Consider the following 22718-nt stretch of genomic DNA (forward strand, 5'->3'; position numbering starts at 1 on the left):
CACAAGCCACCTGTCACATCACAATCGATTCATCGATCGCAGGACATGCTCTAGATAAAAACAATGCGGCAACAACAGCCTACAGCGTCAGACCCGAATCCGAAATCGGGTCTGACGCTGTAGAGGCATGTCGTGAACGACCGGTGCGGCAGGCTTCTCAAATGCTGCGGAGGTCGATTGCGGTTTAGGACGCAACGAACTGAAACGCTCGCCGCGCCCATCTCTTTGCCTCCGCAGCTAGGCGGCCACCCTGGCGGATTTCACCACGGCCGGATCGACCCAGCCGCCGAAACCGACCGCGATGCGGTTCCAGCCATTGATGACATTGATCAGCAAGGTGAGCTTGACGCGCTCCTCCTCGCTGAAATGCACCTTCAGGGCCTCATAGGCCGCTTCATGCGCATGCCCCTCGCAAAGCCTTGTCAGGGCTTCGGTCCAGCCGAGAGCGGCCCGCTCGCGATCGGTGTAGCAGGGCGCGTCGCGCCAGGCTGGCAGCAAATAGACGCGCTGCTCCGTCTCCCCGTTTTCGCGGGCGAACACGGTGTGCATGTTGAGGCAATTGGCGCAGCCATTGATCTGGGAGGCGCGAATCTCGACGAGTTCGCACAGGCCTGGATCGATATTGGCGGCAATGATGGAGGAAACGCGCTGCCACTCCTTCATCAGGGCGGGAGCGGCGGCGAGGGGATTGAGCTTGGCGGTCATGGTCGGTCTCCTTGTTGGTACCGAGGCCATGACGATCCGGGATTCGAGTTTGTGACATCCAGGCCAGTTTTATCGGCGCTTGCATGTGTTGATAGTCTTCTTGTGACCGCTCCGTTCTAATGCGGTTCATTTAAGAAGGAAGCATTCCGAATTGTCATTGCCGGGCTTGACCCGGCTATCCAGCAGCCGCCCGCGCAATGCAGAGATCGAGGCTGGATTGCCGGGTCAAGCCCGGCAATGACAAAGGTCGAGCAAACTCGAAGACGCTCAAGTGAACTGTATTGCTGCCTCATACAGCCTTTCCCGCAGGAAGCGACGGGTCAGCTTCATCCCGGTCGGCGAGATGGTGTGGCCGACGCCGCGCAGGATGTGACTCTGCACCATCATGCCTGCTCCCTGAAGCATCCCGGCCGCCCGCCGGGTTTCCTCGGGCGGCACGGCCCCGTCCGCGCTGCCATGCACCAGCAACACCGGCGTGGTATGGGCCGGTAGAAAAGGAGCGGGCGTGACGAAGCGGCCTGAAAGCAGCACCAAGGCCCCCACAGGCCAGCGTCCGCGGGCCACGGCATCGAAGGCCAGGGTCGCGCCCTGCGAGAAGCCGACCAGGGCGACGCGGTCCAGCCGGCCAGCCAATCCGTGTGCGGCAACGAGCGAGCCGATCAGCGCATCGAAGGCCGGCCGCGCCGCCGCGATGCGGGCCAGCCGGTTTTCCGGCGTGACGCCCTCCAGGCTGTACCATTGCCGGCCCGGCCCCTGCTCATAGGCAAAGGGCGCATCGGGGGCGACCACGGCCGTTTTGGCCAGCGAGCGCCGCAGCACGCTTGCCAATGGGTCGAGATCGTAGCCGAAGGCGGCCACGCCATGCAGCAGGATGACCAGACTGTCGGTTACCTGATCCGTCACGACACGCCTGGCAATCTCAGCGGTTTCCGCCCACCCTGCTGCGTAGCGCCATGCCGGTCATCAACGAGGCGAAGCCGTAGAACAGCAGCTCGACGCCAAGGAGGATACCGAGCAGCGAGGAGGCCGATTGCTGGAAATCCGAGAAGATCAGGACCGCCAGCAGAATCGAAATCAGGCCCGACAGCAGTAACCAGGTCCAGTTGGTGGAGGAGCGGATGTTGAAGGCGACGACCACCTTGGCAATCCCGTAGACCAGGAACATCGCGCCCAGCAGAGCCGTCAGGGAGACCACACCGGCCAGGGGATTGAGCAGCAGGGACGCCCCGAGCAACAGCGCCAGAATGCCCATGAGCGCCGTCATCAGGAAGCCGCCCCAGGCCCGGATCACCGTGGCATGCACCAATTGCCCCACGCCCAGCACGATGAAGGCCCAGGCTGCCCAGACCACCACCACCAGCGAAGCGAAGCCCGGATGGATCAGCGCAAGAATACCGCCGATCACCGCGATCACGCCGAGAATGACGAACCAGGGCCAGGACCGCTGCAGAACTTCCATCGTTGTCTCCCCCTTTGCCGTTGAAGAACGATGAGCAACATAGCATTGCCACTGCCGGATTCGAGCTTTCAGCAACAATATGGTTTCGATGTCGCTTCAGCCTGCCCTCGGCGGTCGCCGGCCCTCGCACAGCCATCTTCAATATCCTGCCTCCGCCGCACACGTCGCTTTCCGGCAATTCCGCGGCGCGCTTGAGCCGCAGGCGGGCGGCGCATTCCCCTATTCAAGTCTCAGGTCCAGAATTCTCGGGAGAACGCCATGACGGACGCAGCCGACAACGCCACGCATACCGAAGCTCCGTCCGCCTCGCGCCGCGGGCGCGACGCCCGCCGGGCCGCCCGCGTGCAGCGCGGCGGCACCTCGGTGCCCTATATCAGCCGCAACATCCCGCTCACCGAGGTGCTCTCGGAAGAAGCGATGCAGATCATCGAGCACAATGCCGAGACGCTGCTGGAAGAGGTCGGCATCGAGTTCCGCGAATATCCGCGCGCGCTCGAACTGCTCAAGGCTGCCGGTTGCGACATCAAGGGCGAGCGGGTGCGCTTTCCCCGCGGCCTCGCCCGCAAGCTGATCCAGACGGCGCCTTCGCAATACACCCAGCATGCCCGGAATTCCGAGCGCAACGTCGTCATCGGCGGCAACAACACGGTGTTCGCCCCCAATTACGGCTCGCCCTTCGTGCATGACCTCGACAAGGGCCGGCGCTACGGCACGATCGAGGACTTCCGCAATTTCGTGAAGCTGGCCTATGCCAATCCCTATGTGCACCATTCGGGCGGCACGGTGTGCGAGCCGGTCGACCTGCCGGTGAACAAGCGCCATCTCGAGATGATCTATGCGCATATGCGCCTCTCCGACAAGCCGTTCATGGGCTCGGTCACCGCGCCCGAGCGCGCCCAGGACACGGTCGATATGGCCAAGATCCTGTTCGGCGAGGAATTCATCCAGCAGAACACGGTGTGCACGAGCCTGATCAACGCCAATTCGCCGATGGTGTGGGACAACACCATGCTGGGCGCGGCCGACGTCTACGCCCAGAACAACCAGGCCTGCATCATCACGCCCTTCATCCTCTCCGGCGCCATGAGCCCGGTGACGGTGGCCGGCACGCTGACCCAGGTGCTGGCCGAGGTACTGGCCGGCGTCTCCTTCCTGCAGCTGGTCCGCCCCGGCGCGCCGGCCATCTTCGGCACCTTCGTCTCCACCCTCTCGATGCAGTCGGGCGCGCCGACCTTCGGCACGCCGGAAGCGGCGCTCGCCATCTATGGCGCCGGCCAGCTCGCCCGCCGCATGAAGCTGCCCTTCCGCTCCGGCGGCTCGCTCTGCGCCTCCAAGATCCCGGATGCCCAGGCCGCCTATGAGAGCGCCAACACGCTGATCCCGGCGATGTTCGGCGGCGTGAACTTCATGCTGCACTCGGCCGGCTGGCTCGAAGGTGGCCTCTCGGCTTCCTACGAGAAGTTCGTGATGGATTTCGACCAGCTCGGCGCCATGCATGTGTTGGCCAAGGGCGTCGACATGTCCGAGAACGGCCAGGCCATGGACGCCTTCCGCCAGGTCGAGCCGGGCGGCCACTTCCTCGGCTGCGCCCACACCCAGGCCAATTTCGAGACCGCCTTCTACCGCTCCAACATTTCCGACAACAATTCGGTGGAGCAGTGGGAAGCCGAGGGCAAGCAGGACGCCGCCCAGCGCGCCAACAAGATCTGGAAGAAGACGCTGGCCGATTACGAGGCACCCGCCATCGATCCCGGCAAGGACGAGGCCCTGCGCGAGTTCATCGAGCGCAAGAAGGCTGCCGTTCCCGACGCGAACTACTGAGAGTGTGCCTGCTCCATCCCTCTCCCGGCCGGGAGAGGGATGCGAGCGCACCGACCCGGCTTTCGTTCCCCCACGGCAAAGTGCGGTTTCTCCGAAACCGCACTTTTTCTTTACTTCCAGGCTTCGACGCGTCTTCGCAATTCGAAGTGATGCCAGCAACTCGCAAGACGCTTCAGCCGCCGCAGCCTCCACCACCACCGCAACCGCCCCCTCCACCGCCACCGCAACCGGCCCCGCAGGAGCCGCCTCCGCCAGCCTTAGCGGCCGAGGCCGGCTGGTTGGCGAGGAAGAGCGAAAATGCCGTGAGGCCGAGGCCGGCCAGCCCGGCATGGCCGTGCAGGGCAACCCATTCGGTCAATCTCGGACTATTGGCTGCCGGCTTGCCGCGCGCCTGGAGCCGCTCCTCGGCCTGCCGAAGCAGCGTTCCGCCGGCCGGTGTGCGCGGCGGCTGCCTCATCGCTGCGATTGCAATCAGGAATGGCGTCGCCACCAGGCAGAAGGCCAGCAGGGCGATCGGGCGCTCATTGGCGATGCCAAAGAAAAAGCGAAGGAGGGCGAGCAGAAGCAGCGGGCCGAACAGCAGGAAAGGGATCTCCTGTGTCCGGGCCAATTCGTCCGGCCCGGGCACCAGGCCGGCGGCAAGCAGGTCCCGCCGGATCGGTTCGACAGCTATGTCGATGCTGGTGTGCCCGATTCGCAGCGGCCCCTCGGCCAGCTTGTCACCGATCAGGCGCTCCACGGCAGGAGCTCGCTGTGGGACCGGGCGAAGCAGCACTGCCTCGTCCGAATGCATGGCGATAGTCCCGCCGAGATAGAGCTGCGTCAGCGCCGTCTCGAGCACCCGATTGGCACCGCCGGCCAGATAGGCGAAATGATACGGGCCGAGCAGAACGCCAGCATCCCCAGGCATGGCTGGCCCGTTCACCCTGTCCTGCAAAGCGCGGCTGAGCACGAAGGCGCCAGCCAGAAGCACGACATAGAGCGCTAGGAAGCCCGGCCCTTGCAGGGCACCGGGGCTCGACGAGTTGTAGATGGCGGCGCAGCCCGGCAACGCCGGCAGCAGGGCCAGGAAAGCCAGGGGCTTGACGGCACGCTTCAAGAGCGCTCGCAGGCGCGCCAGCAAGGCTTGCCTGCCCGACGATGCCGAAACGGCGAGACCCGGCGCATCCGGGTCCGGCCAGATCTCGGCCGGCGGTTCCTCGCCGAAGAACTGGCGATAGTTGGCGAGCGTCTGCCGGTAGAGGCGGTCGAAGCGCAAATCCTCCGCGATGCCGCCGCGGCTCGGCTCATGGTGAAACTTGCGCTGCAACACCTCACTACAGAACTCGCCCCAATAGCGCCTGGTGTCGAGCAGATGCAGATGCCAGGCTTCGTCCACCGCTCGCGAGGGACAGGCGCCATGCCCGCTCGAGAGGGCAATGGCGACGAAGCGCTTATATTCGAAAGCGACCCGGCGGGCCTTGTCGCGGCTCCAACCGCATTCGGCCGCTAGCTTTGCCGTGAAGGGGATGAGATCGTCGGGCTTGTCGAACTCATAGGCTTCGAGCCGGGCCCAAAGCCGGGTGAAAGCCGCCTGCCCCTCGGCTTGAGGGGACTTCAAGGTCGTTCTGGCTTCACCGGCATCCGACAAGAAGCACCGCAGCGGTTCTGGGGGACGTCACGAGCATTATATCACAGGGCGCGAGTATGGCTATATCTGCTCGACGAGCATGGGCTCTGCCCGATGCGCCGATATTTCAAGCCTGTTCGCAATCGCCTGCGCCCAGTTGCGAAAGCCATCTCGCAACCTATGGTAAGCAAGGTGTCGCAAGGGAGAAGCGCCATGATGGGCCGCAGGGCGTTCCTGGCGAGTCTCGCCGCCAGTCTGACGACATCGGTCCATGCCAAGGAGGCGGGTCCGCCTGATTCGAACGGCACCGTGCTCGGGCCCTTCCAGGTCGAGCCCCTCGCGGGCCTTGCCGATATTCCCGCCCCCACGCTCGAAGCGCTGCAGGACCAGGTCACCGTCCTGAATTTCTGGGCCTCATGGTGCCAGGCGTGCCGGGAAGAGCATCGCTACCTCGTTGCCCTCCAGCGCAAGGGTGTCCGCATAGCCGGCGTCGCCGTCCAAGACCAGGACGAAGCGGTGCTGCATTATCTGGAAAAGGCGGGCAATCCCTACGGCCTCGTCGGCATCGACAACAAGCGAGAGCTCATCACCATGCTGTCCTTGCGTTCGATCCCGCAGACTTTCCTGATCAGCCGGCGTTGCGAGGTCGTCTGGCAGACGGACGAAGGCCTCGACAACGCGCTGGTGGCCGAGCTCCTCGCCAAGATCGGGACCATCGGCGGCTAGCAGTACAGCCGTAATTCTGTTGCTTGACCGTCATTGCGAGCGAAGCGCAATGACGCGGCCGTGCCGCCTCATAGCGCCGCCACCTTGCGCCGGATCTCGGCAATCTCGTCGGCATGGTCGCCGCTGCGGGAGAGCAGGCCGATCAACGCCTCATAGGCGTCGGCCTGGTTTTCGACCGCGGCGCCGCGCAGGCGCGCCAGCTTTTCCAGAAGCTCGATCTGGCGGCGGCGCGTGGCGATGGCCGGTTCGGTACGGTCCAGCCCTTGCTCGGCCCTGGCGATCTTGTCGAGAATGCGGGCCCGGCGGCGCAGGAGACTGTTGTTCTCCGGATCCTCGGCCAGACTCTTGTCGCTCGCCTCGAGCGCCTGGCCGAGATGGGTCAGCGCCGCCTGGTATTTGCCGGCTTCCAGATAGGTATCGCCGATATTGATGCTCGATACCGCCAGGAAGTCCTGGTCGAACTTCTTGTCGCCGAGCTTGTCGAGATGGGCGAGATTGGTCGCCTGCGCCCGCTTGTAGTGGATGAGCTTCATCATGGTGGAGCGGGCCGCGTGGCCCATCGCGACCTGGATCGCCGACATCGCTTCATAGGAGCCACCCCTGTCCGGGAAGCGCTCGAGTAAGGTCGCGCCGACCTGCGCTCCTTCCTGGTAGCTGGCCTGCGCGCCCTTGTCGTCGCCGACATGGCGCTGCTCGTCGCCGAGATCGCGCAGGGCCCAGACAGTGTCGCTGAGTTCGTCGAAGCCCAAGGGATTCTTCTCCTTCAGCTCGCGCCGGATCGCCACGCGCTTGCGGGCCTGATCCAGCGCCTCCTTCTCCCGGTTCGCCGCATCGAAGGCGTCGGAGAGGTCGCGATAGGCGTTTGCGAGGCCATCCAGCCGATCGGCCCGCTCGGCGGGATCGCGCGCCAGCGGCTCGCGCAGGGCGACCTCGCGCTCCAGCAACCCGATGCGCGGCGCCTCGATGCCAGCCTCCTCCAGGCGTTTGGCCAGGGTATGCAGAGCAGCGGCGATCTGCAGGAGCAGGCGTGCCCTCTCCTTGCCGTCCAGCCCCTCGAGCGTGCGCAAGCGAGGCTCGGCGACATAGTCGATCAGCGCGCGCGCATGGGCGTCGGTATCGAAGCGGCGAGCATCCCGCCGGCCGAGTTCGAACAGGTTTCGCGCCGCCGCGAAGAAGCGCCAGCTCTTCTCTCCGTCAAGCGGCACCCCCGCGAGTTCCGCCATGGACTGGCGATAGCGCCGCATCGCCGCCTCCACCTCGCCTTTCGTCTGGTAGCGGGCGGCAATCATGTCGCGCAGTTGCGCCCGGCGCTCTGGTTCAGCCAGAACGGAGAGCAGCTTCGTCTCGATGGCTTCGGCCGTGGCGGCGTCCTGCTTGTCGATGCGCTCGCCCGCCAGCATCGCGGCAGCCAGGATCAGGTCGTCGCCGCTGCCCTGGGCAGGATCGCCCTGCGTCCCCGCATGCAACTGTTGCAGCCCTTCGGCGAGGGTGGCGGCGGCACGGACCGGCTCGGTCTTGCCCTGCGCCACCGCCCTGACGCGATGGCTGGCGACGAGCGCCTCGCTCTCAATCGCATCGAGGCGGGCCGAACCTGCCGCCGGCCTGGCCAGGACAGCCAGGGCCTCGGCGTCGGCGAGGGCCGAGGCCGTCTTGTCGGCGAGATTGCGTTCGTCGGCCCGCGCCGCCAACGCACTCACCAGGGATCTGCGCGCCTTCGGATCGGCAGGCGCGACACCGGTCCAGCGGCGGCAGATCTCGACGAGGCGGTCATACCTGCCTGCGTCGTAGTAATTGTCGCGCAACACCTCGACCAGAAGCGGGAAACGGGCCGGGTCGCGCGGTGCCCGCTCGAGCCGGGCCGAGAAAGCCTCGATCGACGCCTGCAGCAAAGCGGCCTGAGCCTTGCCGACATCACGGTCATAGTCCTCGATCGCCTCGTCGAGATCGAAAACCGCCCGCCTGGCGATCAGGCCGGCCAGCAGATCGGCATCATCCCTGGTCGGCCCGGCCTGTCCGCCGCGCGCGGCACCGCTGCGCACAGCTTTGATATCGGCGAGCGCCGCCTCGACGAGTGCCGCGATCCTGGCATCGGCCTCCTCCCCCTCGGCATCGATGGTGGGAATGCTGAGCAGGCGCGCCAGGGCCGCGACCACGGGATCGGCTACCTTGCCGGCCTTGGCGAGGAGATCGGCCAGAGAGGCGGCGATCGCGGCCTGCTTGCGGTCGTCCCCGCCCAGCATGATCAGCTCGAGCCTGGCAAGGTCATCCGCGGGATTGGCCTCGAGCGTCTTGCGCAGGGGCTCGATACGAGCCTGCCGATCCTTTTTGTCCATATCCTGGAGGATGGCGAGTGCCGTCTGATAGGACAGGCCCAGTGGAGTCCTGTCCGTCGTCGCACAGGCCGTCGGCTCACCTGGACAGGGCGCAGCGACGGCCGGCGGCGGCGACACGAAGGCCAGGCCCAGACCGAAAGAGCCCAGAACCAACCAGACGCCAACTCGCCACCCCGACCGCATGCCATTCCTCCGCAACCGCCAGACGTTACGTCATCCTGGCGACGAAAGGAAACAGCAGCGTGACCCTGGTTCAGGAGCGCTGGCATGCCGTGTTTCCCGGTGTCGAATCGCACGGAAATAACGGGGCCGCGGTGACATCCTCACCCCATCAGAGCAAGCGCAGCCCGCGCAAGACGAGAGATGGGAACGAGACGATGTTCAAGAAGATCCTGACCGGAGCCCTGGTTGCCGCCACGCTGGCCGGTACCGCGATCGCCACCACCGGCACCGCCGAAGCCCGCTATGGCCGTGGTGGCGCCTTCGCCGCCGGCGCCGGCATCGGCCTGCTGGGCGGCCTCCTCGCCGGCTCCGCCTACAACAACAGCTATTACGGTGGCGGCTATTACGACGAATACCGCCCCGTCTATTACCGCCAGTACCGCCGCTGCTACATCCAGAAGCGCTGGGTCGAAGACTACTATGGCGGCCACTGGGCCCGCGTGCGGGTCTGCTACTGAGTTGCGTTGCGTTCGAGTTGCGTCAAGTCGCGTTGCGTAATGTCGAGTTGCGTAATGTCGAGTTGCGTTTTGGGGCCCCGCCACGGCGGGGCCTTTTGCTTGCCATTCTCCGCACTCCCGGCCGGCGCAGAACGCTGCCCCCGCCGCCAGGCGATGGGGCTGACGCTGGTAAGGCGCAGAAACTCGCGGTTGAAATTGGATTTGCTGAGAAAGCCGGCCTCCATCATCACCTGGATGACAGACGTATCGGTGGTCGCCAGCAGGCGGCAGGCCTCCTCGATCCGGTATTTGTTGACATAGTGCGACACGCTCATGCCGTGGATGCGGTTGACGGCCGAGGAAACGCGCCGCGCCGGCAGGTTCAGCCGCCGGGCGAGCCGTCCGAGATTGAGATCGACATCCTTGTAGAGCGAACGATCCGCCATCAGGGCGTCGAGGGCCAGCGCCACCGCCTTGTCCTCGTCGCTGCCAGGCCGGGCTGGCGGTTCGACCGCCGATGGCTCGGCCTCCTCGGTCGGTGCCGCCGATCCCGCCGAGGCGGCCGCCACGCCCAGCACCAGCAGCAGCACGACATTGCCGCCGGACACCATGGCTTCGGAAATGACGCCTCCCATCCAGCGCATGTCGAAACCGATGATGACGTCCGTCACCCCGCCGATCAGGCAGGCCCCGGCCGTGATCTGCAGCGCGCGGTAGGATCGCAGCACGCCGTCCAGCCGGGGCGTGATCAGCATGTCGGGGCCGGCCAGCGCCAGGCGTGTCAAAGCAAGGCCGTAGCCGAGGAACGACAGGATGACGAGAAGATCGACCGCCACCGACGAAGTCACGAAAAGTGGCCCGACAAGGCCGGCGGGCACGAGATGAGGCCACACCGTGGCCCAGCGCAGTGCCGGGCCTTCGGCAGTGAGACCGCGAAAGGCGAGCCACGCCAGAGCCGGCGTCAAGGCAGCCAGCGTGGCCTGAAGCGGGATGAAAATCCTGACCCCGTACCCCCAGCGCAGGCCAAGCAGCACCGAGAGCGCGGTGAAGCCGAGCAGCAGCAGGAAAAAAGCATTGTCCCGCCAGGGACGATCGCCCTGCCGCACCATCTGCACCAGCAGGATGGCAAAGAGCAGCGCGCTGACGAAGGGCAGGGGTACGAAGATCATGGGGATGCTTCCGGAACGGGACGAATCTACACCATTCATGTCCTCGATCACGCTCGGATTCGTCCCCGATCGCGATCGAGGTCGCCGAATGCACCGGATTCCGGCGTCGTTTTCCCAAGGTTCAAAAAGGGAAGACAGCCATGCGAAGGCCTTTGATCCTCATCGTCCTGTTCGCCGTCGCCGGGATGGCCCCAGGCAGGGCGCACACGAGCCTCGGCGAACTTGACGTCGCCTCGGTGACCTCGGTGACGGTCAGCGGCCCTTCCAGCCTGGTCCGGCTGACGGCCAGCCGCACCGGTCCCTATCGCGCCGAACTCCGCGGCCGCCCGGACGGCTGGTTCGGCTTCTGGAGCTCGAGCTGGAGTGGCGCCGGCTGCACCAATGCCGGCTCGATTCGGCTGGTCGGTACGCAATTGCAGGTCGACACCGGCAATGGTGCCTGGTTCGGCGCCTCCGATTGCCGGCTCGAACTCACCGCCACCCTGCCCGAAAACGTCGCCGTCTCCATCGTGCAGGACGCCACTTCGAGCCGCCTGTCGGGCAGCTTCGCCTCGCTCGACGTCAACAGCCGGGCCGGCGACATCGCGCTGGACGGGCATGCACGCAACGTCTCGATCGAGGGCAATGCCATCCGTGCCCGCCTCTCCTATGCCCGCATCGACAAGGACGAGAGCATCGACCTCGGCGGCAACGCCATCGACGCCGAATTGCGCTTCGCCGGCGCGGAGGCAGTGAACTACGCGGTGAGCGGCCATGCCTCGCTGGTCGACAGCGCCCTGCCGAACAGGCCGGGCATCAAGCCGGCCATCACCATCAAGGGTGATTTTCTGCGGATACGCATCGGCGGAGGATGAGCACCGATGGAGGGCGGGGACGTGGTCAGATGGCGCCCCCACGCGGAGCCGGCGTTAGCGGTCCCCCTCCCCGACATCAGGGATCTCGTTGCGCCTCTATTTCTTCACGCCATAGGCGGCCATGAACACCCGCACGGCCGACTGCGCCACCTCGCGGATGCGCGCCTTGGTCGGCGGCGTGTTGTTGGCCATGAAGAACATCGGCTTCAGCAAGGGGCCGTGCGACATTTCCAGGAACTGGGCAGCGGCCAGCTCCGTATCGTCGATGTCGAGCTGGCCGGCGGCCACGCGCAGATCGAGATATTTCGCCAGTTGCTTGCGGGAATGGCCGGGGCCGGCATTGTAGAAATGCGCCCCGATATCGGGCATGCGCTCGGTGATACCCATCACGGCCCGCATCGCCGAGATGATGCGCGGCTGGCAGATGAAAGCGGTGATGGCGGCGGAAAGCTCCAGCAGCGTGCCTTCGACGTCGGGCGAATTATAGTCGAATTCGAAGATGCGCTCGACATGGGAAGAGCGTTCCTCGTCGACGATCGCCGCGAACAACCGCTCCTTGTTCTCGAAATAGACATAGAGAGTGCCCTTGGAGACGCCTGCCTCCTTGGCGATATCGTTCATGCTGGCGCCTTCGAAACCATGGGCCAGGAAGACACGACGAGCGCCATCGACGATCTGGCGGCATTTGGCATTGTCGGCGGCCGGTGGGTCGGTAGCCGGCTCTTTCGCAGGTGCCGGGCTTTCGGCGAGCATGACTGAAATCCCTCCAAAAATTGACTGAACCGTTCGGTTCGATTTTTATTGCGTATCGCAGCGCAACATGATAGTCAACGGAAACTGACTGAACCGTTCGGTTCGATCCTGACAGTCCCAGCCAGACGGTATTGATCTTGTCGACCGGAGCAAAGCGCGTTTCCACGGAAGCGCATTTTACTCCAAGTCTTTGTTCTAATGCATATTTGCGATCCTCGGCATAGCCACCCAAATCGTAGAATGCTCCGGGGCAAGATCAACACGGTCTGGTTTTGCAGGCAACTTTTTCGAGTTGTCCAGGGGCGTCTCACCTTCCGGTTGGGAGACCACGATGGACGCAGCTCGCGACCACAATGCCGTGCCGGGTGGCCAGGGCGCCACCGGCCCGGCCGATGCCACCGACAATGTCGTGACCTTGGAGCGCCAGCGTACCGACGCGCCGGCAGCGCCCGAGACGGGGAAGGCAGAGGCCCAGAAGGCCGAGGCTCCCGCGGCTCCGGTGCAATCCAAGCCGGCTGCGACGGCCGGCAAGAAGAAATCCAAGGCCCGCACCGTCCTGCCGATCCTGCTGGTCGTCGCCCTCGCGGCCGGCGGCTGGTACGGCTATGACTGGTGGACCAATGGCCGCTTCATGGTCGAGACCGACGACGCCTATGTGCAGGCCGACGTCTCGACCCTGGGCGTGAAGGTCTCGGGCTATGTCGACGCCGTGCCGGTGCAGAATGGCGACAGCGTCAAGGCTGGCGACGTCATCGTCAAGCTCGACGACACCGACTATCGCACCGCGCTCGAATCCGCCAAGGCCAAGCGCGCCACGCAGAACGCCACCATTGCCCGCATCGACCAGCAGGTCGTGGCCCAGCAGGCGGCGATCGAAACCGCCAATGCCGGCGTCGCCTCGGCCAAGGCGGGCATCGAGTCGGCCCAGGCCGGCGTCGCCTCCGCCAAGGCCGAAATCGTGCGCGCCAATGCCGCCTTCGATCGCGCCGACGCGCTGGCTGCCCGGGATTTCGGTTCCAAGGCCACGCTCGACCAAGCCACCGCTGACCGTGACAAGGCCAATGCCGGCCTTGCCAGCGCCAATGCCACCCTCACCAATGCCCAGGCGAGCCTGAACAGCGCCGAGGCCAATGTGATCGCGGCCAAGGCCAATCTCGCCGTGACGCAGGCCCAGAAGGACGAGGCCGAGCAGGGCGCCAAGGAACTCGACGTCGCCATTACCAAGGCGCAGAACGACCTCGACGCCACCGTGGTGCGCGCCCCCACCGATGGCGTGGTCGGCAACCGCGCCGCCCAGCCAGGCCAGTATGTCTCGCCCGGCTCGCGCCTGATCGCTCTGGTGCCGCTCAAGAGCATCTATGTCGCCGCCAACTTCAAGGAAACCCAGCTCTCCCCGCTGGTTCCCGGCCAGAAGGTGGAAGTCTCGGTCGACTCCATGGACGGCGACACCTTCGAAGGCGTCGTCGGCAAGTTCTCGCCGGCCTCCGGCTCTGTCTTCAGCCTGCTGCCGCCCGAGAACGCCACCGGCAACTTCACCAAGATCACCCAGCGCGTACCGGTGCGTATCGAGGTTCCCGCCGACATCGCTCTCAGCGGCAAGCTGCGTCCCGGCCTGTCGGTGGTGGTGACGGTCGACAGCCGCACCGGCCCGAAGGGGTAAGGCAAGACAAGGGCCTTCTCCCCTTGCGGGAGAAGGTGGACCGGCGAAGCCGGGCCGGATGAGGGGTCGCGCCGCGCTCTCTCCGGCAAGGATGCGAGACCCCTCATCCGGCACTTCGTGCCACCTTCTCCCGCATGGGGAGAAGGCTATCTGCTTCCAAGGAGGCCGCCATGGCCACCGCAACAGCAACCGCCATACCGGTGCCCGCCGAAGAAACCATCGACAAGCGCAAGCTGATCGCCTTCCTGGCGATGGTGTTCGGCATGTTCATGGCGATCCTGGACATTCAGGTCGTCTCCGCCTCCCTGCCCCAGATCCAGGCCGGCCTCGGCGCCTCCGGCGACGAGATCCCCTGGGTGCAGACGGCCTATCTGGTGGCCGAAGTGGTGATGATCCCGCTCTCGGGCTTCCTCTCCCGCGCCTTTTCGACGCGCTGGACCTTCGCGGTCTCCTGCGCGGGCTTCACCGTCATGAGCTTCATGTGCGGCACCGCGACGAACATCAACGAGATGATCATCTACCGCGCGCTGCAGGGCTTCATCGGCGGCGGTATGATCCCCACCGTGTTCGCGGCCGCCTTCACCATCTTCCCGCGCTCCAAGCAGGCCATCGTCTCGCCGATGATCGGCCTGGTGGCGACGCTCGCCCCCACCATCGGCCCGACGGTCGGCGGCATCCTCACCGATGCGATCTCCTGGCACTGGCTGTTCTTCATCAATGTGGTGCCCGGTGTCATCGTCACGCTGATGACCTTCTCCATGGTCGATTTCGACGAGCCGGATCTGTCTCTGCTCAGCAATTTCGACTGGACCGGCCTGATCTCGATGGCGGTTTTCCTCGGCGGCCTCGAATATGCGCTGGAGGAAGGGCCGGGGCATGACTGGTTCGCCGAAACGCCCGTCCTGGTGATGTCCGTGCTCGCGGCCGTCGGTGCCGTAGTGTTCTTCGCCCGTGTGCTGCTGGCCAAACAGCCCATCGTCGATCTCTATGCCTTCAAGGACGGGAACTTCGCCACCGGCTCGCTGCTCTCCTTCGTGCTGGGCGTCGGCCTCTACGGCCTGACCTATCTTTTCCCGGTCTATCTTGCTGGCGTGCGCGGCTATGATTCCCGCATGATCGGCGAGACCATGTTCGTCACCGGCCTGTGCATGTTCTTCACCGCGCCGATCGCAGGCAACCTCACCCGCTTCGTCGATCCGCGCCTGATGATCGCCGGCGGTTTCATCGGCTTTGCGGCCGGCACCTGGATCATGACCGGCATCACGCATGACTGGGATTTCTACGAGATTCTGCTGCCGCAGATCCTGCGCGGCGTCTCCTTGATGATCTGCATGGTGCCGATCTCCAACATCGCGCTGGGCACCCTGCCCCCTGCCCGCATCAAGAACGCTTCCGGCCTGTTCAATTTGATGCGCAATCTCGGCGGCGCGGTCGGCCTTGCCATCATCAACACCGCCCTCAACAAGCGCCAGGACCTGCATCTGTCGCGCCTGGGCGAGGCGGTGAACTGGAGCCGCGACAATGTCATGCAGACCTATGAGAACATGAAGGCCGGTTTCGTGGCTTTCGGGGCGGCAGCCGACCAGATGACCGTCTCCAGGCTGGTCGGGCTGATGCGGCGCGAGGCACTTGTGATGGCGTTCTCCGACGTGTTCCTGCTGCTGACACTGCTGTTCGGCCTGCTCAGCTTCTCCATCTTCATGCTGAAGAAGCCGCAGATGGCAGGCGGCGGCGGTGGCGGCGGGCATTGAAGCCCGGAGAGCGGACAATCCTGTCCGCTCTTAAAAACAAAGAACGGCCAGGATGTCCGCGCTCCAAACAGCCTTGCAACCACTGTCGATCCGGCCTAACCACGTCAGCCTGATCTTTTGAAAAACCGACAGGGTGAACCATGCCCGACGAAAACCGGGGAATGGAAGACGGCAATGTCATTGCCGTCATGCGCAAAGTAGGACAGGCGGCCCGTTCGGCCGCGCGGATCCTGGCGCTCGCCCCGGCCCCAGCCAAGAATGCCGCGCTCGAGGCGATGGCCAAGGCCATCCTCGCCAGTGAAGCCGCCATCCTCGCCGCCAATGCGCAGGATGTCGCCGATGCTCTGGCTCGCGGCCAGATCGCCTCCTATGTCGATCGCCTCACTCTCGACGAGAAGCGCGTCGCCGGCATCGCCCAGGCCATCCGCGAAGTCGCCGCCCAGCCCGATCCGGTCGGCCGGGTGCTGGCGAGCTGGACGCGGCCGAACGGCCTGGAATTCGAGCGCGTCTCCACCCCGCTCGGCGTCGTCGGCGTGATCTTCGAAAGTCGCCCCAATGTGCTGGCCGATGCGGGTGCCCTCTGCCTCAAGGCCGGCAATGCCGCGATCCTGCGCGGCGGCTCGGAGAGCTTCCGCACCTGCAGCGAGATCGCCAAGGCCTTGCGCGCCGGCCTGCAGGCCGCCGGCCTGCCGGAGGCCGCCATCCAGATGGTGCCCACGCCCGACCGCTCCGCCGTCGGTGCCATGCTGGCCGGGCTCGACGGCAATCTCGACGTCTTGGTGCCGCGCGGCGGCAAGAATCTCGTCTCCCGGGTGCAGGCGGAGGCTCGCGTGCCGGTCTTCGCCCATCTGGAAGGCGTCAACCACACCTATGTCCATGCCGGCGCCGCGCTCGACATGGCCGTCGCCGTCGTGCTCAACGCCAAGATGCGCCGCACCGGCGTGTGCGGCGCCACCGAGACGCTGCTGGTCGACCAGGCCGTGGCGCCGGTCTTCCTCAAGCCGCTGGTCAAGGCCCTGCTGGAGGCCGGTTGCGAGGTCCGCGGCGATTCGCGCACCCTTTCGGTCGATCCGCATGTGAAGCCGGCCGACGACACCGACTGGGCCACCGAATATCTCGACGCCATCATCTCGGTGAAGGTGGTCTCGGGCCTCGACGCGGCGCTCGCCCATATCGAACGCTACGGCTCGCACCACACCGATGCCATCGTCACCGACGACGAGGCCGCGGCAGCGCGTTTCCTGGCCGAGGTCGATTCGGCCATCGTGCTGCACAATGCTTCCACCCAGTTCGCGGACGGTGGCGAATTCGGCTTCGGCGGCGAGATCGGCATCGCCACCGGCCGCATGCATGCGCGTGGGCCTGTCGGCGCCGAGCAGCTCTGCTCGTTCAAATATCGCGTGAAGGGCCAGGGTACGGTCAGGCCGTAATCTTGCCGGGACCGCCGGCTTTCAGCCGGCCCTTCCCGCCAGCGTTGTGTATCCAAGAGCCGGCTGGAAGCCGGCGATCCCAGAGAACTGGCAATGGCGCCGCGCCATTGCTACATAGGGGGCGAGAGGTTTCCATGGCCCACCGCCACGCCCACGATCACGAGCCAGCACCGGTCTTCGCCGAACCAGGCCATGATCACAGCCATTGCAGCTCCTCCGTGCTGGCGCGGGCGGAAAGCCTTTCGGCCGAGCGTGGCGTCCGGCTGACCCAGATCCGCCGCCAGGTGCTGGAGGCTCTCGCCGCCACCCACCAGCCGATCGGTGCCTATGAGCTGATCGAAAAGCTGGAGGATGGCGAGGGCAAGCGCCCGGCGCCGATCACCATCTATCGCGCCCTCGACTTCCTGCTCGAACAGGGCTTTGCCCATCGCATCGAGAGCCGCAACGCCTTCATCGCCTGTGCGCACGACCACAAGGACGGCAGCGTGGTGATGTTCCTGATCTGCGAGAGCTGTGGCACGGTGGGCGAGGCGGAGTCGGACACCGTCGGCAAGGCCCTGGCCACCGCTGCCGGTGCCATCGGGTTCACCCCCCGCGGCCAGGTCATCGAGCTCGCCGGCATCTGCCGCCACTGCCGTGAAAAGGCGGCCCGTTGAACGCTCCCTGAATCACTGCGGCGGTTCCGATTACCTCTTGCAAAACCCGCGCCGCCAAGTCCATCTTGGTGAGGGTTACGGCACAAAGGTGTCACTCCAGTGCGCATTGGGTTCGGGCTTGTATGTTCCCTGGCCACACCGATCGGGGGCGGCAGAGGGGTGTCCACTCGCCCCCCGGCACCGCGCAACTTCTCTCTCCTTTTGCTTTTACTGTTCATCCTCGGTTTTCAGGAGGCTGACGCTCTGGCGGCACAGATCGCCCCTTCGGCGGGACCGCGAGAGGTTCTCGTCGAGGCTATCCGAACCTGCTGGCCCGAGGCGAAGACGGTCGACAAACCCCTGCGGATCAAACTGTCTTTGAAGGCGGATGGCAGCCTCGCAGCCAAGCCTGTCCTTGTCCGTTCCAAGGACGCGTCATCGGACATCATGGCTGATGCCGGAATTCTGCGCGCGATCACGCGCTGCTCGCCTTTCAAGGGCCTCAGGGCTTTTAGGAGCAGCTATCGGGATTGGCGTGAAACGACGGTCGAGATCGAACCGCCCATCGAGCCTGCTCCGTCGGCAGCCTCCATCGTCATGACCGTACCCCATCCGGCGATTGCCAAGGCCGATGCGTCCCTGGAGGGGGCCATGACCGCTGCCGTGGTCGTCGCACTCGCCCTGCTTTTCCAGATGCTGTCGGATGGCGTGTTCGCCCTGTTGCGCTGGCGCCGGTACCGTGAAGTCGGCACGCCCGGCCCGTGGCAACCGGTGCGGGTGACATCTTCCCACTCGGCTCGCCGCCGGTCCCAACCGCTCGATCCCGTCAGCGACCCCAAGAATTGGCGCGAATGAAAGGCGTCCAGCCATGGCCCGCTCCGCCGCATTGAGAGTACTGCTGGCTTCACTCGTCCTTGGTAGCGCCGCCATGCCGGCCCTTGCCAAGGACAAGAACCTGTCGTTCGGCAGCTTCGGTATTACTGGCGGTAGTGCCTGGGGTAGCTCAGGCCTCTGGCTGTCGGCGGATGGCGACAGCTATATTCAAAAGTACCGGCTGGGAACCCATAGGAGCGCCACGGGTACTTCCCAGGGGAACGATCCACTCTATGTGCGCTATCGTTTTCGTCTCTCTTCCGACGAGGTGGCGCGATTCAGCGCCTTTCTGAGGCAACATTCTCCCTGGGGCACGGATTGCCGCCCAAAACAGATTGTCTATGACGTCTCCGACGTGACAATCTGGCAAAAACAAGAAGGAAAGCTGCGCGCGGTCTGCCAGCCCCCCGAGCCATTGCACCGCAGTGCTGCCTTCTGGGCAGTATACAAATTTGCCGATAAGCTCGATGGCACTGGCCCCTCCATCGAGATCTATCGGGGTGGCTTCAATGAATGGTCTCCCCCCGGCTTCCCAACGGATGCCGAAATTCGCAAGGCCCTGCGGAATACGGGCGGCTGAGATATCGCCTTGCCGAAGCGGGCGAAAACGCAGCCGGGATAGCCGCTTGACTCTCCACTTGGTGGAGCCCGTAGAACCCGCCGCATGAGCGAGAAAACCTACACTATCGGCGAACTCTCCAGGCTGAGCGGCATCGCCGTCCGGCGCATCCGCTTCTATTCCGACAAGGGCCTCCTGCCGCCGACCGCACGCGCCGGGAGCGGCTACCGCGTCTATTCGGAAGCGGACCGGGCCCGGCTCGATCTCATCCTCGCCCTGCGCGATGCCGGCGTGAAGCTCGGCGACATCGCGCGCCTCATCGCCCGCCGCCTCGGCCTCGCCGACGTCCTGGCCCTGCGCCTCGACGCCATCGAGGCCGAGATCTCCGCCAAGCGCCGCATCGCCGCGGCCTTGCGCGCCACGCTGAGGCTCGCCGATCCCACGCCGCAAGATCTGAGGAGACTTTGGACCGTGACCGCCCTTTCCCAGACCCAGTTCCGCACCGCCATCGAAGCTTTCTATGCCGAAGCCGGCTCCGATGCCCGCATGGATCCGGCCTGGCGTGACAAGATGATCGCCGCCGCCACGCCCGACCTGCCCGACGACCCCACGGCAGCCCAGCTCGATGCCTGGACCGAACTGATGGGCATGCTCACCGATAAGAGCTATATGGACGAAATGCAGGCCAGCATGCGCGAATTATGGCATGACGGCTTCGACCCCGCCGCCTACCGCCAGGCCTCGGACCAGACCTTTGCGCGGGTCCGGGCGGCCATGGACAAGGGCATCGCGCCGGATTCGGACACCGGTCATGCCATTGCTGAGGCGTGGCTGGAGAGTTCGGCCCGGGCCATGAAGAAAGAGCCGGATGCGGCCTTTCTCGACTGGCAGCTCGAGCAATATCGCAAGCACCATGCCCGCTCGCAGCGCTATCTGGAGCTGATGGCGATCCTGCGCGGCGATCCGCCCGGCCAGTTGGCGGCCAGCGAATGGGGCTGGATCGTCGAGGCCCTGTCGAGCCGGTTGTGAATTATACCAGCGTGCAAAATTCGTGACCTGTCATCCCCGGCGGGGTCGAAGACCCCGGGAAGGGGATCCAGTGGCCAGCGAGCGCGATTTACTGCCCCTGGATCCCAGTCACAAGCAAGGCTTGTGACGATACCCTCGCGAAGCTCGGCCGGGGATGACAGGTCAAGCTTTATGAGGCCTGGTATTAGACACCCCCCCTTTCAGGGTGTTGATGTGTGAAGTTCGGACGAGCGGCGAAACCCCTCATCCGCCCCTTCGGGGCACCTTCTCCCGCAGGGGGAGAAGGCGATCGGCTGGCGTTGCGGCTGACGAAATGATCCCTTCTCCCCTTGCGGGAGAAGGTGCCGGCAGGCGGATGAGGGGTCGTAGTGCCCTATCCCAGCCTTTTCGCGGTTCGTTCCAAACACCTTGAAAGGGGTGGGTATTAGACACGCCGTCATCCCGCGCGGATGGCGGCGATCAGGGCGCGCAGCCCGGCCGAGACGTGGCGGTGCCCGGGATAATAGAGGCATAGCCCCGGAAAAGCCGGGCACCAGTCCTCGAGAATGCGTTCGAGGCGCCCGTCCGCCAGGGCGCCCACCACCAGATGATCGGGCACGAAGGCGATGCCGATGCCTTGGATCGCCGCCTCGACCATCAGGGGTTGGTCGGTCAGCGTGAGCGGCCCCGTGACGTTGATCGTCTCCGTCGTGCCGTGATGCTCGAATTCCCAGCGATAGATCGCGCCACTGTCGAAGCGAAAGCGGATGCAGGCGTGGCGATGCAGGTCCTGCGGCACCGCCGGCCGGCCATGGGCCGCGAAATAGCCCGGCGACGCTACCGCGGCAAAGCGTGCCGTCTCGGTGAGGCGGACCGCGATCATGTCCTGCGGCACCGCCTCGGCCAGCCTGATACCGGCATCGAAGCCATCGGCGACGACGTCGCTTAGCCGGCCGTCGCTGACGATATCGAGATGGACCTGCGGATAGTCCCTGGCAAAGCGTGCCAGCACCGGCAGCAGCACGAGGCGGATCGCGCCCTCGCTGGAATTGATCCGCACCGTCCCGCTGGGCGCCTCGCGGAAATCGTCGACCACCTGCAGCGCCTCGGCGATCGAGGACACCGCCGGCCTGAGCTTGGCGGCGAGACGTTCCCCCGCATCGGTGAGGGAGACGCTGCGGGTCGTGCGGTTGAACAGGCGAACGTCGAGGCGCTGTTCGAGACTCTTGACCGAATGGCTGACTGCCGAGGGCGTGACGTCGAGCTCGATCGCCGCCGCTCGGAAATTGCGATGGGCGGCAACCGAGAGGAACACGGTGAGTGCGAAGAGATCGCCGCTCTTCAATTGATGAATATCTCTCATCTCAACATCAAGAATTGGCGAGATTGTTGCAGCAGTCAAGCTTCCTTAGGGTGGTTCCCGGATCTCGATCATCGAGAACGGAGGAAGACCATGTCGAAGAAAATCCTGATCACCGGCGCCAGTTCCGGTTTCGGCCGCGGCGCGGCGATCGAGCTGGCCCGCCAGGGGCACCAAGTCGTCGCGACCGCCGAATCCTGGCCCCTGGTGCGCAGCCTGCGCGCCGACGCCGCGGCCGCGGGCGTCAAGCTCGAGATCATCAAGCTCAACCTCCTCGACGACATCGATATCGCGCATGCCGCGGGTTATGATCCCGACATCCTCGTGCTCAATGCCGGCGTGATGGAAAGCGGCTCCGTCATCGACATCCCGATGCAACGCATGCGTGAATCGTTCGAAATCAACGTCTTTGGCCATATCAGGCTGGTTCAGGGCATCGTCCCGAAGATGGTGGCGCGCAAGGCCGGCAAGGTGGTGTGGACCTCCTCGATGGGCGGCATCCTCGTCATCCCCTTCGTCGGCGTCTATTGCGCCACCAAGCATGCCATCGAGGCCATCGCCGGCTCGATGAGGGCCGAGCTGGCGCCCTATGGCGTCAAGGTCGCGACCGTGAACCCGGGCGTGTTCGGCACCGGCTTCAACGACACCGGTGCGGAGAGCCATACCCAGTGGTATGACGCCGGCAGCGTGGTCGTGCCCATGCCGGACTTCGCCGGCGCCCTGGCGGACCAGAACGATCCGCAGGAGATGATCGATGCCATGGTCGAGATCATTCCGGCCGAGGACCATCTCTATCGCACCATGCGCCCCCTCGACACCATCAAGGCCGCCAGGCAATGGCAGGAAACCGAGTGGAGCCAGAATGCCTGAGATCACGCTCGAAGAAGCGCATGGCGTCGTCGCCAAGGCGCGCACCGCCGCGGAGAAGACTGGCATGAAGGCGGTCTTCGCCGTGCTCGACAAGGGCGCCAACCTGGTGACCTTCTCCCGCATGGACGGCGCCTGGCTGGCATCGAATGAGCTTGCCATCGCCAAGGCTCGAACCTCGGTGATGTTCCAGGCCCCCACCGCTGCCCTGAGCGCGCCGTTGAAAATCGGGGAACCGCTCCTGCATTTCGACCATATCCACCATGGCGGCCTGCTGCTGGTGGGAGGCGGCGAGCCCTTGTTCGACGTTGAGGGAGCCCTGATCGGCGGCCTGGGGGTTTCGGGCGGCAGCCCGGAGCAAGACGCGGCCATCGCCCGCTCGGCGATCGAGCAACAGAGCTGACGGCGCCTCCCGATCCGTCGGAAATCACGCTTCGGAGCGCGGACATCTCAGCGACAAGTCGTAAAGTCGCAGAGATGTCCGCGC

Annotated in this window: 21 protein-coding genes; 13 read left to right on the plus strand and 8 right to left on the minus strand. The window is 65.2% G+C overall.

The genetic code is table 11. From position 1 onward, the window contains the following. Positions 1-237: 237 nt before the first annotated feature. From QM672_RS31145 to QM672_RS31155, 3 genes are all read right to left on the minus strand, one after another. Entirely contained in the window at positions 238-705 is a 468-nt protein-coding gene (locus tag QM672_RS31145; protein WP_311935912.1) for a carboxymuconolactone decarboxylase family protein, read from the minus strand. Positions 706-972: 267 nt separating this feature from the next. Continuing rightward, on the minus strand, positions 973-1608 hold the full coding sequence (locus QM672_RS31150; protein WP_415087234.1) for an alpha/beta hydrolase: 636 nt from the start codon (positions 1606-1608) through the stop codon (positions 973-975). 16 nt (positions 1609-1624) lie between these two features. Next, the gene (locus QM672_RS31155) at positions 1625-2164 is read right to left on the minus strand and encodes an HdeD family acid-resistance protein (RefSeq protein ID WP_367625927.1); all 540 of its coding nucleotides are present in this window, start codon (positions 2162-2164) and stop codon (positions 1625-1627) included. 258 nt (positions 2165-2422) lie between these two features. Between QM672_RS31155 and QM672_RS31160 the strand changes: the two genes are divergently transcribed. Then, positions 2423-3985: a trimethylamine methyltransferase family protein gene (locus QM672_RS31160; RefSeq protein ID WP_311935904.1), complete on the plus strand. Its 1563-nt coding sequence runs from the start codon at positions 2423-2425 to the stop codon at positions 3983-3985. A 172-nt stretch (positions 3986-4157) separates the two neighbouring features. On the opposite strand, the gene QM672_RS31165 is transcribed toward QM672_RS31160, so the two are convergent. Further along, positions 4158-5585, minus strand: coding sequence for a TIGR04222 domain-containing membrane protein (locus QM672_RS31165; RefSeq protein ID WP_415087237.1), 1428 nt, complete (start codon positions 5583-5585; stop codon positions 4158-4160). A 222-nt stretch (positions 5586-5807) separates the two neighbouring features. On the opposite strand from QM672_RS31165, the gene QM672_RS31170 reads away from it, so the two are divergent. Next, a complete protein-coding gene (locus tag QM672_RS31170; protein ID WP_367625929.1) occupies positions 5808-6320 on the plus strand; it encodes a TlpA family protein disulfide reductase in 513 nt (170 codons plus the stop codon). Between the two features lie 68 nt (positions 6321-6388). On the opposite strand, the gene QM672_RS31175 is transcribed toward QM672_RS31170, so the two are convergent. Further along, positions 6389-8836 carry a hypothetical protein gene (locus QM672_RS31175; protein ID WP_415087238.1) on the minus strand — a complete coding sequence of 816 codons (2448 nt, stop codon included), beginning with the start codon at positions 8834-8836 and terminating at the stop codon, positions 6389-6391. Positions 8837-8895: 59 nt separating this feature from the next. Here QM672_RS31175 and QM672_RS31180 point away from each other — a divergent pair, with 59 nt between their 5' ends. Then, positions 8896-9333, plus strand: a complete 438-nt coding sequence (locus tag QM672_RS31180) for a hypothetical protein (RefSeq protein WP_415087239.1) — start codon at positions 8896-8898, stop codon at positions 9331-9333. Here QM672_RS31180 and QM672_RS31185 read toward each other — a convergent pair. After that, positions 9327-10481 carry a helix-turn-helix domain-containing protein gene (locus tag QM672_RS31185; protein WP_415087240.1) on the minus strand — a complete coding sequence of 385 codons (1155 nt, stop codon included), beginning with the start codon at positions 10479-10481 and terminating at the stop codon, positions 9327-9329. The genes QM672_RS31180 and QM672_RS31185 overlap by 7 nt on opposite strands. Before the next feature lie 140 nt (positions 10482-10621). Between QM672_RS31185 and QM672_RS31190 the strand changes: the two genes are divergently transcribed. Continuing rightward, the gene (locus QM672_RS31190) at positions 10622-11335 is read left to right on the plus strand and encodes a hypothetical protein (protein WP_367625933.1); all 714 of its coding nucleotides are present in this window, start codon (positions 10622-10624) and stop codon (positions 11333-11335) included. Between the two features lie 96 nt (positions 11336-11431). Here the strand turns inward: QM672_RS31190 and QM672_RS31195 are convergent, their stop codons facing one another. Beyond that, positions 11432-12088, minus strand: coding sequence for a TetR/AcrR family transcriptional regulator (locus QM672_RS31195; RefSeq protein ID WP_311935882.1), 657 nt, complete (start codon positions 12086-12088; stop codon positions 11432-11434). Positions 12089-12419: 331 nt separating this feature from the next. Here QM672_RS31195 and QM672_RS31200 point away from each other — a divergent pair, with 331 nt between their 5' ends. The 7 genes from QM672_RS31200 to QM672_RS31230 all read left to right on the plus strand — a co-directional run bounded on the left by QM672_RS31200 (position 12420) and on the right by QM672_RS31230 (position 20025). Continuing rightward, positions 12420-13748, plus strand: a complete 1329-nt coding sequence (locus QM672_RS31200) for an HlyD family secretion protein (protein WP_415087241.1) — start codon at positions 12420-12422, stop codon at positions 13746-13748. A gap of 170 nt (positions 13749-13918) precedes the next feature. Then, positions 13919-15499: a DHA2 family efflux MFS transporter permease subunit gene (locus tag QM672_RS31205; RefSeq protein WP_311935877.1), complete on the plus strand. Its 1581-nt coding sequence runs from the start codon at positions 13919-13921 to the stop codon at positions 15497-15499. Between the two features lie 140 nt (positions 15500-15639). Continuing rightward, positions 15640-16929, plus strand: a complete 1290-nt coding sequence (locus QM672_RS31210; RefSeq protein WP_415087242.1) for a glutamate-5-semialdehyde dehydrogenase — start codon at positions 15640-15642, stop codon at positions 16927-16929. A gap of 134 nt (positions 16930-17063) precedes the next feature. Further along, positions 17064-17585 carry a transcriptional repressor gene (locus tag QM672_RS31215; protein ID WP_311935871.1) on the plus strand — a complete coding sequence of 174 codons (522 nt, stop codon included), beginning with the start codon at positions 17064-17066 and terminating at the stop codon, positions 17583-17585. A gap of 426 nt (positions 17586-18011) precedes the next feature. Further along, on the plus strand, positions 18012-18419 hold the full coding sequence (locus QM672_RS31220) for a hypothetical protein (RefSeq protein ID WP_415087243.1): 408 nt from the start codon (positions 18012-18014) through the stop codon (positions 18417-18419). Between the two features lie 13 nt (positions 18420-18432). After that, the gene (locus QM672_RS31225) at positions 18433-19017 is read left to right on the plus strand and encodes a hypothetical protein (RefSeq protein WP_415087244.1); all 585 of its coding nucleotides are present in this window, start codon (positions 18433-18435) and stop codon (positions 19015-19017) included. Positions 19018-19101: 84 nt separating this feature from the next. Continuing rightward, positions 19102-20025, plus strand: a complete 924-nt coding sequence (locus QM672_RS31230; protein ID WP_415087245.1) for a MerR family transcriptional regulator — start codon at positions 19102-19104, stop codon at positions 20023-20025. 436 nt (positions 20026-20461) lie between these two features. On the opposite strand, the gene QM672_RS31235 is transcribed toward QM672_RS31230, so the two are convergent. After that, positions 20462-21367, minus strand: a complete 906-nt coding sequence (locus QM672_RS31235) for a LysR substrate-binding domain-containing protein (protein WP_415087246.1) — start codon at positions 21365-21367, stop codon at positions 20462-20464. A gap of 90 nt (positions 21368-21457) precedes the next feature. On the opposite strand from QM672_RS31235, the gene QM672_RS31240 reads away from it, so the two are divergent. Together QM672_RS31240 and QM672_RS31245 are read left to right on the plus strand one after the other, a co-directional pair. Further along, positions 21458-22234 carry an SDR family oxidoreductase gene (locus tag QM672_RS31240; protein ID WP_415087247.1) on the plus strand — a complete coding sequence of 259 codons (777 nt, stop codon included), beginning with the start codon at positions 21458-21460 and terminating at the stop codon, positions 22232-22234. After that, entirely contained in the window at positions 22227-22634 is a 408-nt protein-coding gene (locus tag QM672_RS31245) for a GlcG/HbpS family heme-binding protein (RefSeq protein ID WP_415087248.1), read from the plus strand. The genes QM672_RS31240 and QM672_RS31245 overlap by 8 nt, the downstream gene beginning before the upstream one ends. The last annotated feature ends 84 nt before the right edge of the window (positions 22635-22718 follow it).

Source organism: Labrys sp. (in: a-proteobacteria) (genome assembly GCF_047605565.1).
GTDB classification, from domain to species: Bacteria; Pseudomonadota; Alphaproteobacteria; order Rhizobiales; family Labraceae; genus Labrys; species Labrys neptuniae.

Excerpts from the sequence above, each read along its gene's own strand:
- QM672_RS31145 (WP_311935912.1), bottom strand. The coding sequence starts at position 705 with ATGACCGCCAAGCTCAATCCCCTCGCCGCCGCTCCCGCCCTGATGAAG.
- QM672_RS31155 (WP_367625927.1), bottom strand. The coding sequence starts at position 2,164 with ATGGAAGTTCTGCAGCGGTCCTGGCCCTGGTTCGTCATTCTCGGCGTG.
- QM672_RS31160 (WP_311935904.1), top strand. The coding sequence starts at position 2,423 with ATGACGGACGCAGCCGACAACGCCACGCATACCGAAGCTCCGTCCGCC.
- QM672_RS31170 (WP_367625929.1), top strand. The coding sequence starts at position 5,808 with ATGATGGGCCGCAGGGCGTTCCTGGCGAGTCTCGCCGCCAGTCTGACG.
- QM672_RS31175 (WP_415087238.1), bottom strand. The coding sequence starts at position 8,836 with ATGCGGTCGGGGTGGCGAGTTGGCGTCTGGTTGGTTCTGGGCTCTTTC.
- QM672_RS31185 (WP_415087240.1), bottom strand. The coding sequence starts at position 10,481 with ATGATCTTCGTACCCCTGCCCTTCGTCAGCGCGCTGCTCTTTGCCATC.
- QM672_RS31190 (WP_367625933.1), top strand. The coding sequence starts at position 10,622 with ATGCGAAGGCCTTTGATCCTCATCGTCCTGTTCGCCGTCGCCGGGATG.
- QM672_RS31195 (WP_311935882.1), bottom strand. The coding sequence starts at position 12,088 with ATGCTCGCCGAAAGCCCGGCACCTGCGAAAGAGCCGGCTACCGACCCA.
- QM672_RS31200 (WP_415087241.1), top strand. The coding sequence starts at position 12,420 with ATGGACGCAGCTCGCGACCACAATGCCGTGCCGGGTGGCCAGGGCGCC.
- QM672_RS31205 (WP_311935877.1), top strand. The coding sequence starts at position 13,919 with ATGGCCACCGCAACAGCAACCGCCATACCGGTGCCCGCCGAAGAAACC.
- QM672_RS31210 (WP_415087242.1), top strand. The coding sequence starts at position 15,640 with ATGCCCGACGAAAACCGGGGAATGGAAGACGGCAATGTCATTGCCGTC.
- QM672_RS31215 (WP_311935871.1), top strand. The coding sequence starts at position 17,064 with ATGGCCCACCGCCACGCCCACGATCACGAGCCAGCACCGGTCTTCGCC.
- QM672_RS31220 (WP_415087243.1), top strand. The coding sequence starts at position 18,012 with ATGGCTGATGCCGGAATTCTGCGCGCGATCACGCGCTGCTCGCCTTTC.
- QM672_RS31225 (WP_415087244.1), top strand. The coding sequence starts at position 18,433 with ATGGCCCGCTCCGCCGCATTGAGAGTACTGCTGGCTTCACTCGTCCTT.
- QM672_RS31230 (WP_415087245.1), top strand. The coding sequence starts at position 19,102 with ATGAGCGAGAAAACCTACACTATCGGCGAACTCTCCAGGCTGAGCGGC.
- QM672_RS31235 (WP_415087246.1), bottom strand. The coding sequence starts at position 21,367 with ATGAGAGATATTCATCAATTGAAGAGCGGCGATCTCTTCGCACTCACC.
- QM672_RS31240 (WP_415087247.1), top strand. The coding sequence starts at position 21,458 with ATGTCGAAGAAAATCCTGATCACCGGCGCCAGTTCCGGTTTCGGCCGC.
- QM672_RS31245 (WP_415087248.1), top strand. The coding sequence starts at position 22,227 with ATGCCTGAGATCACGCTCGAAGAAGCGCATGGCGTCGTCGCCAAGGCG.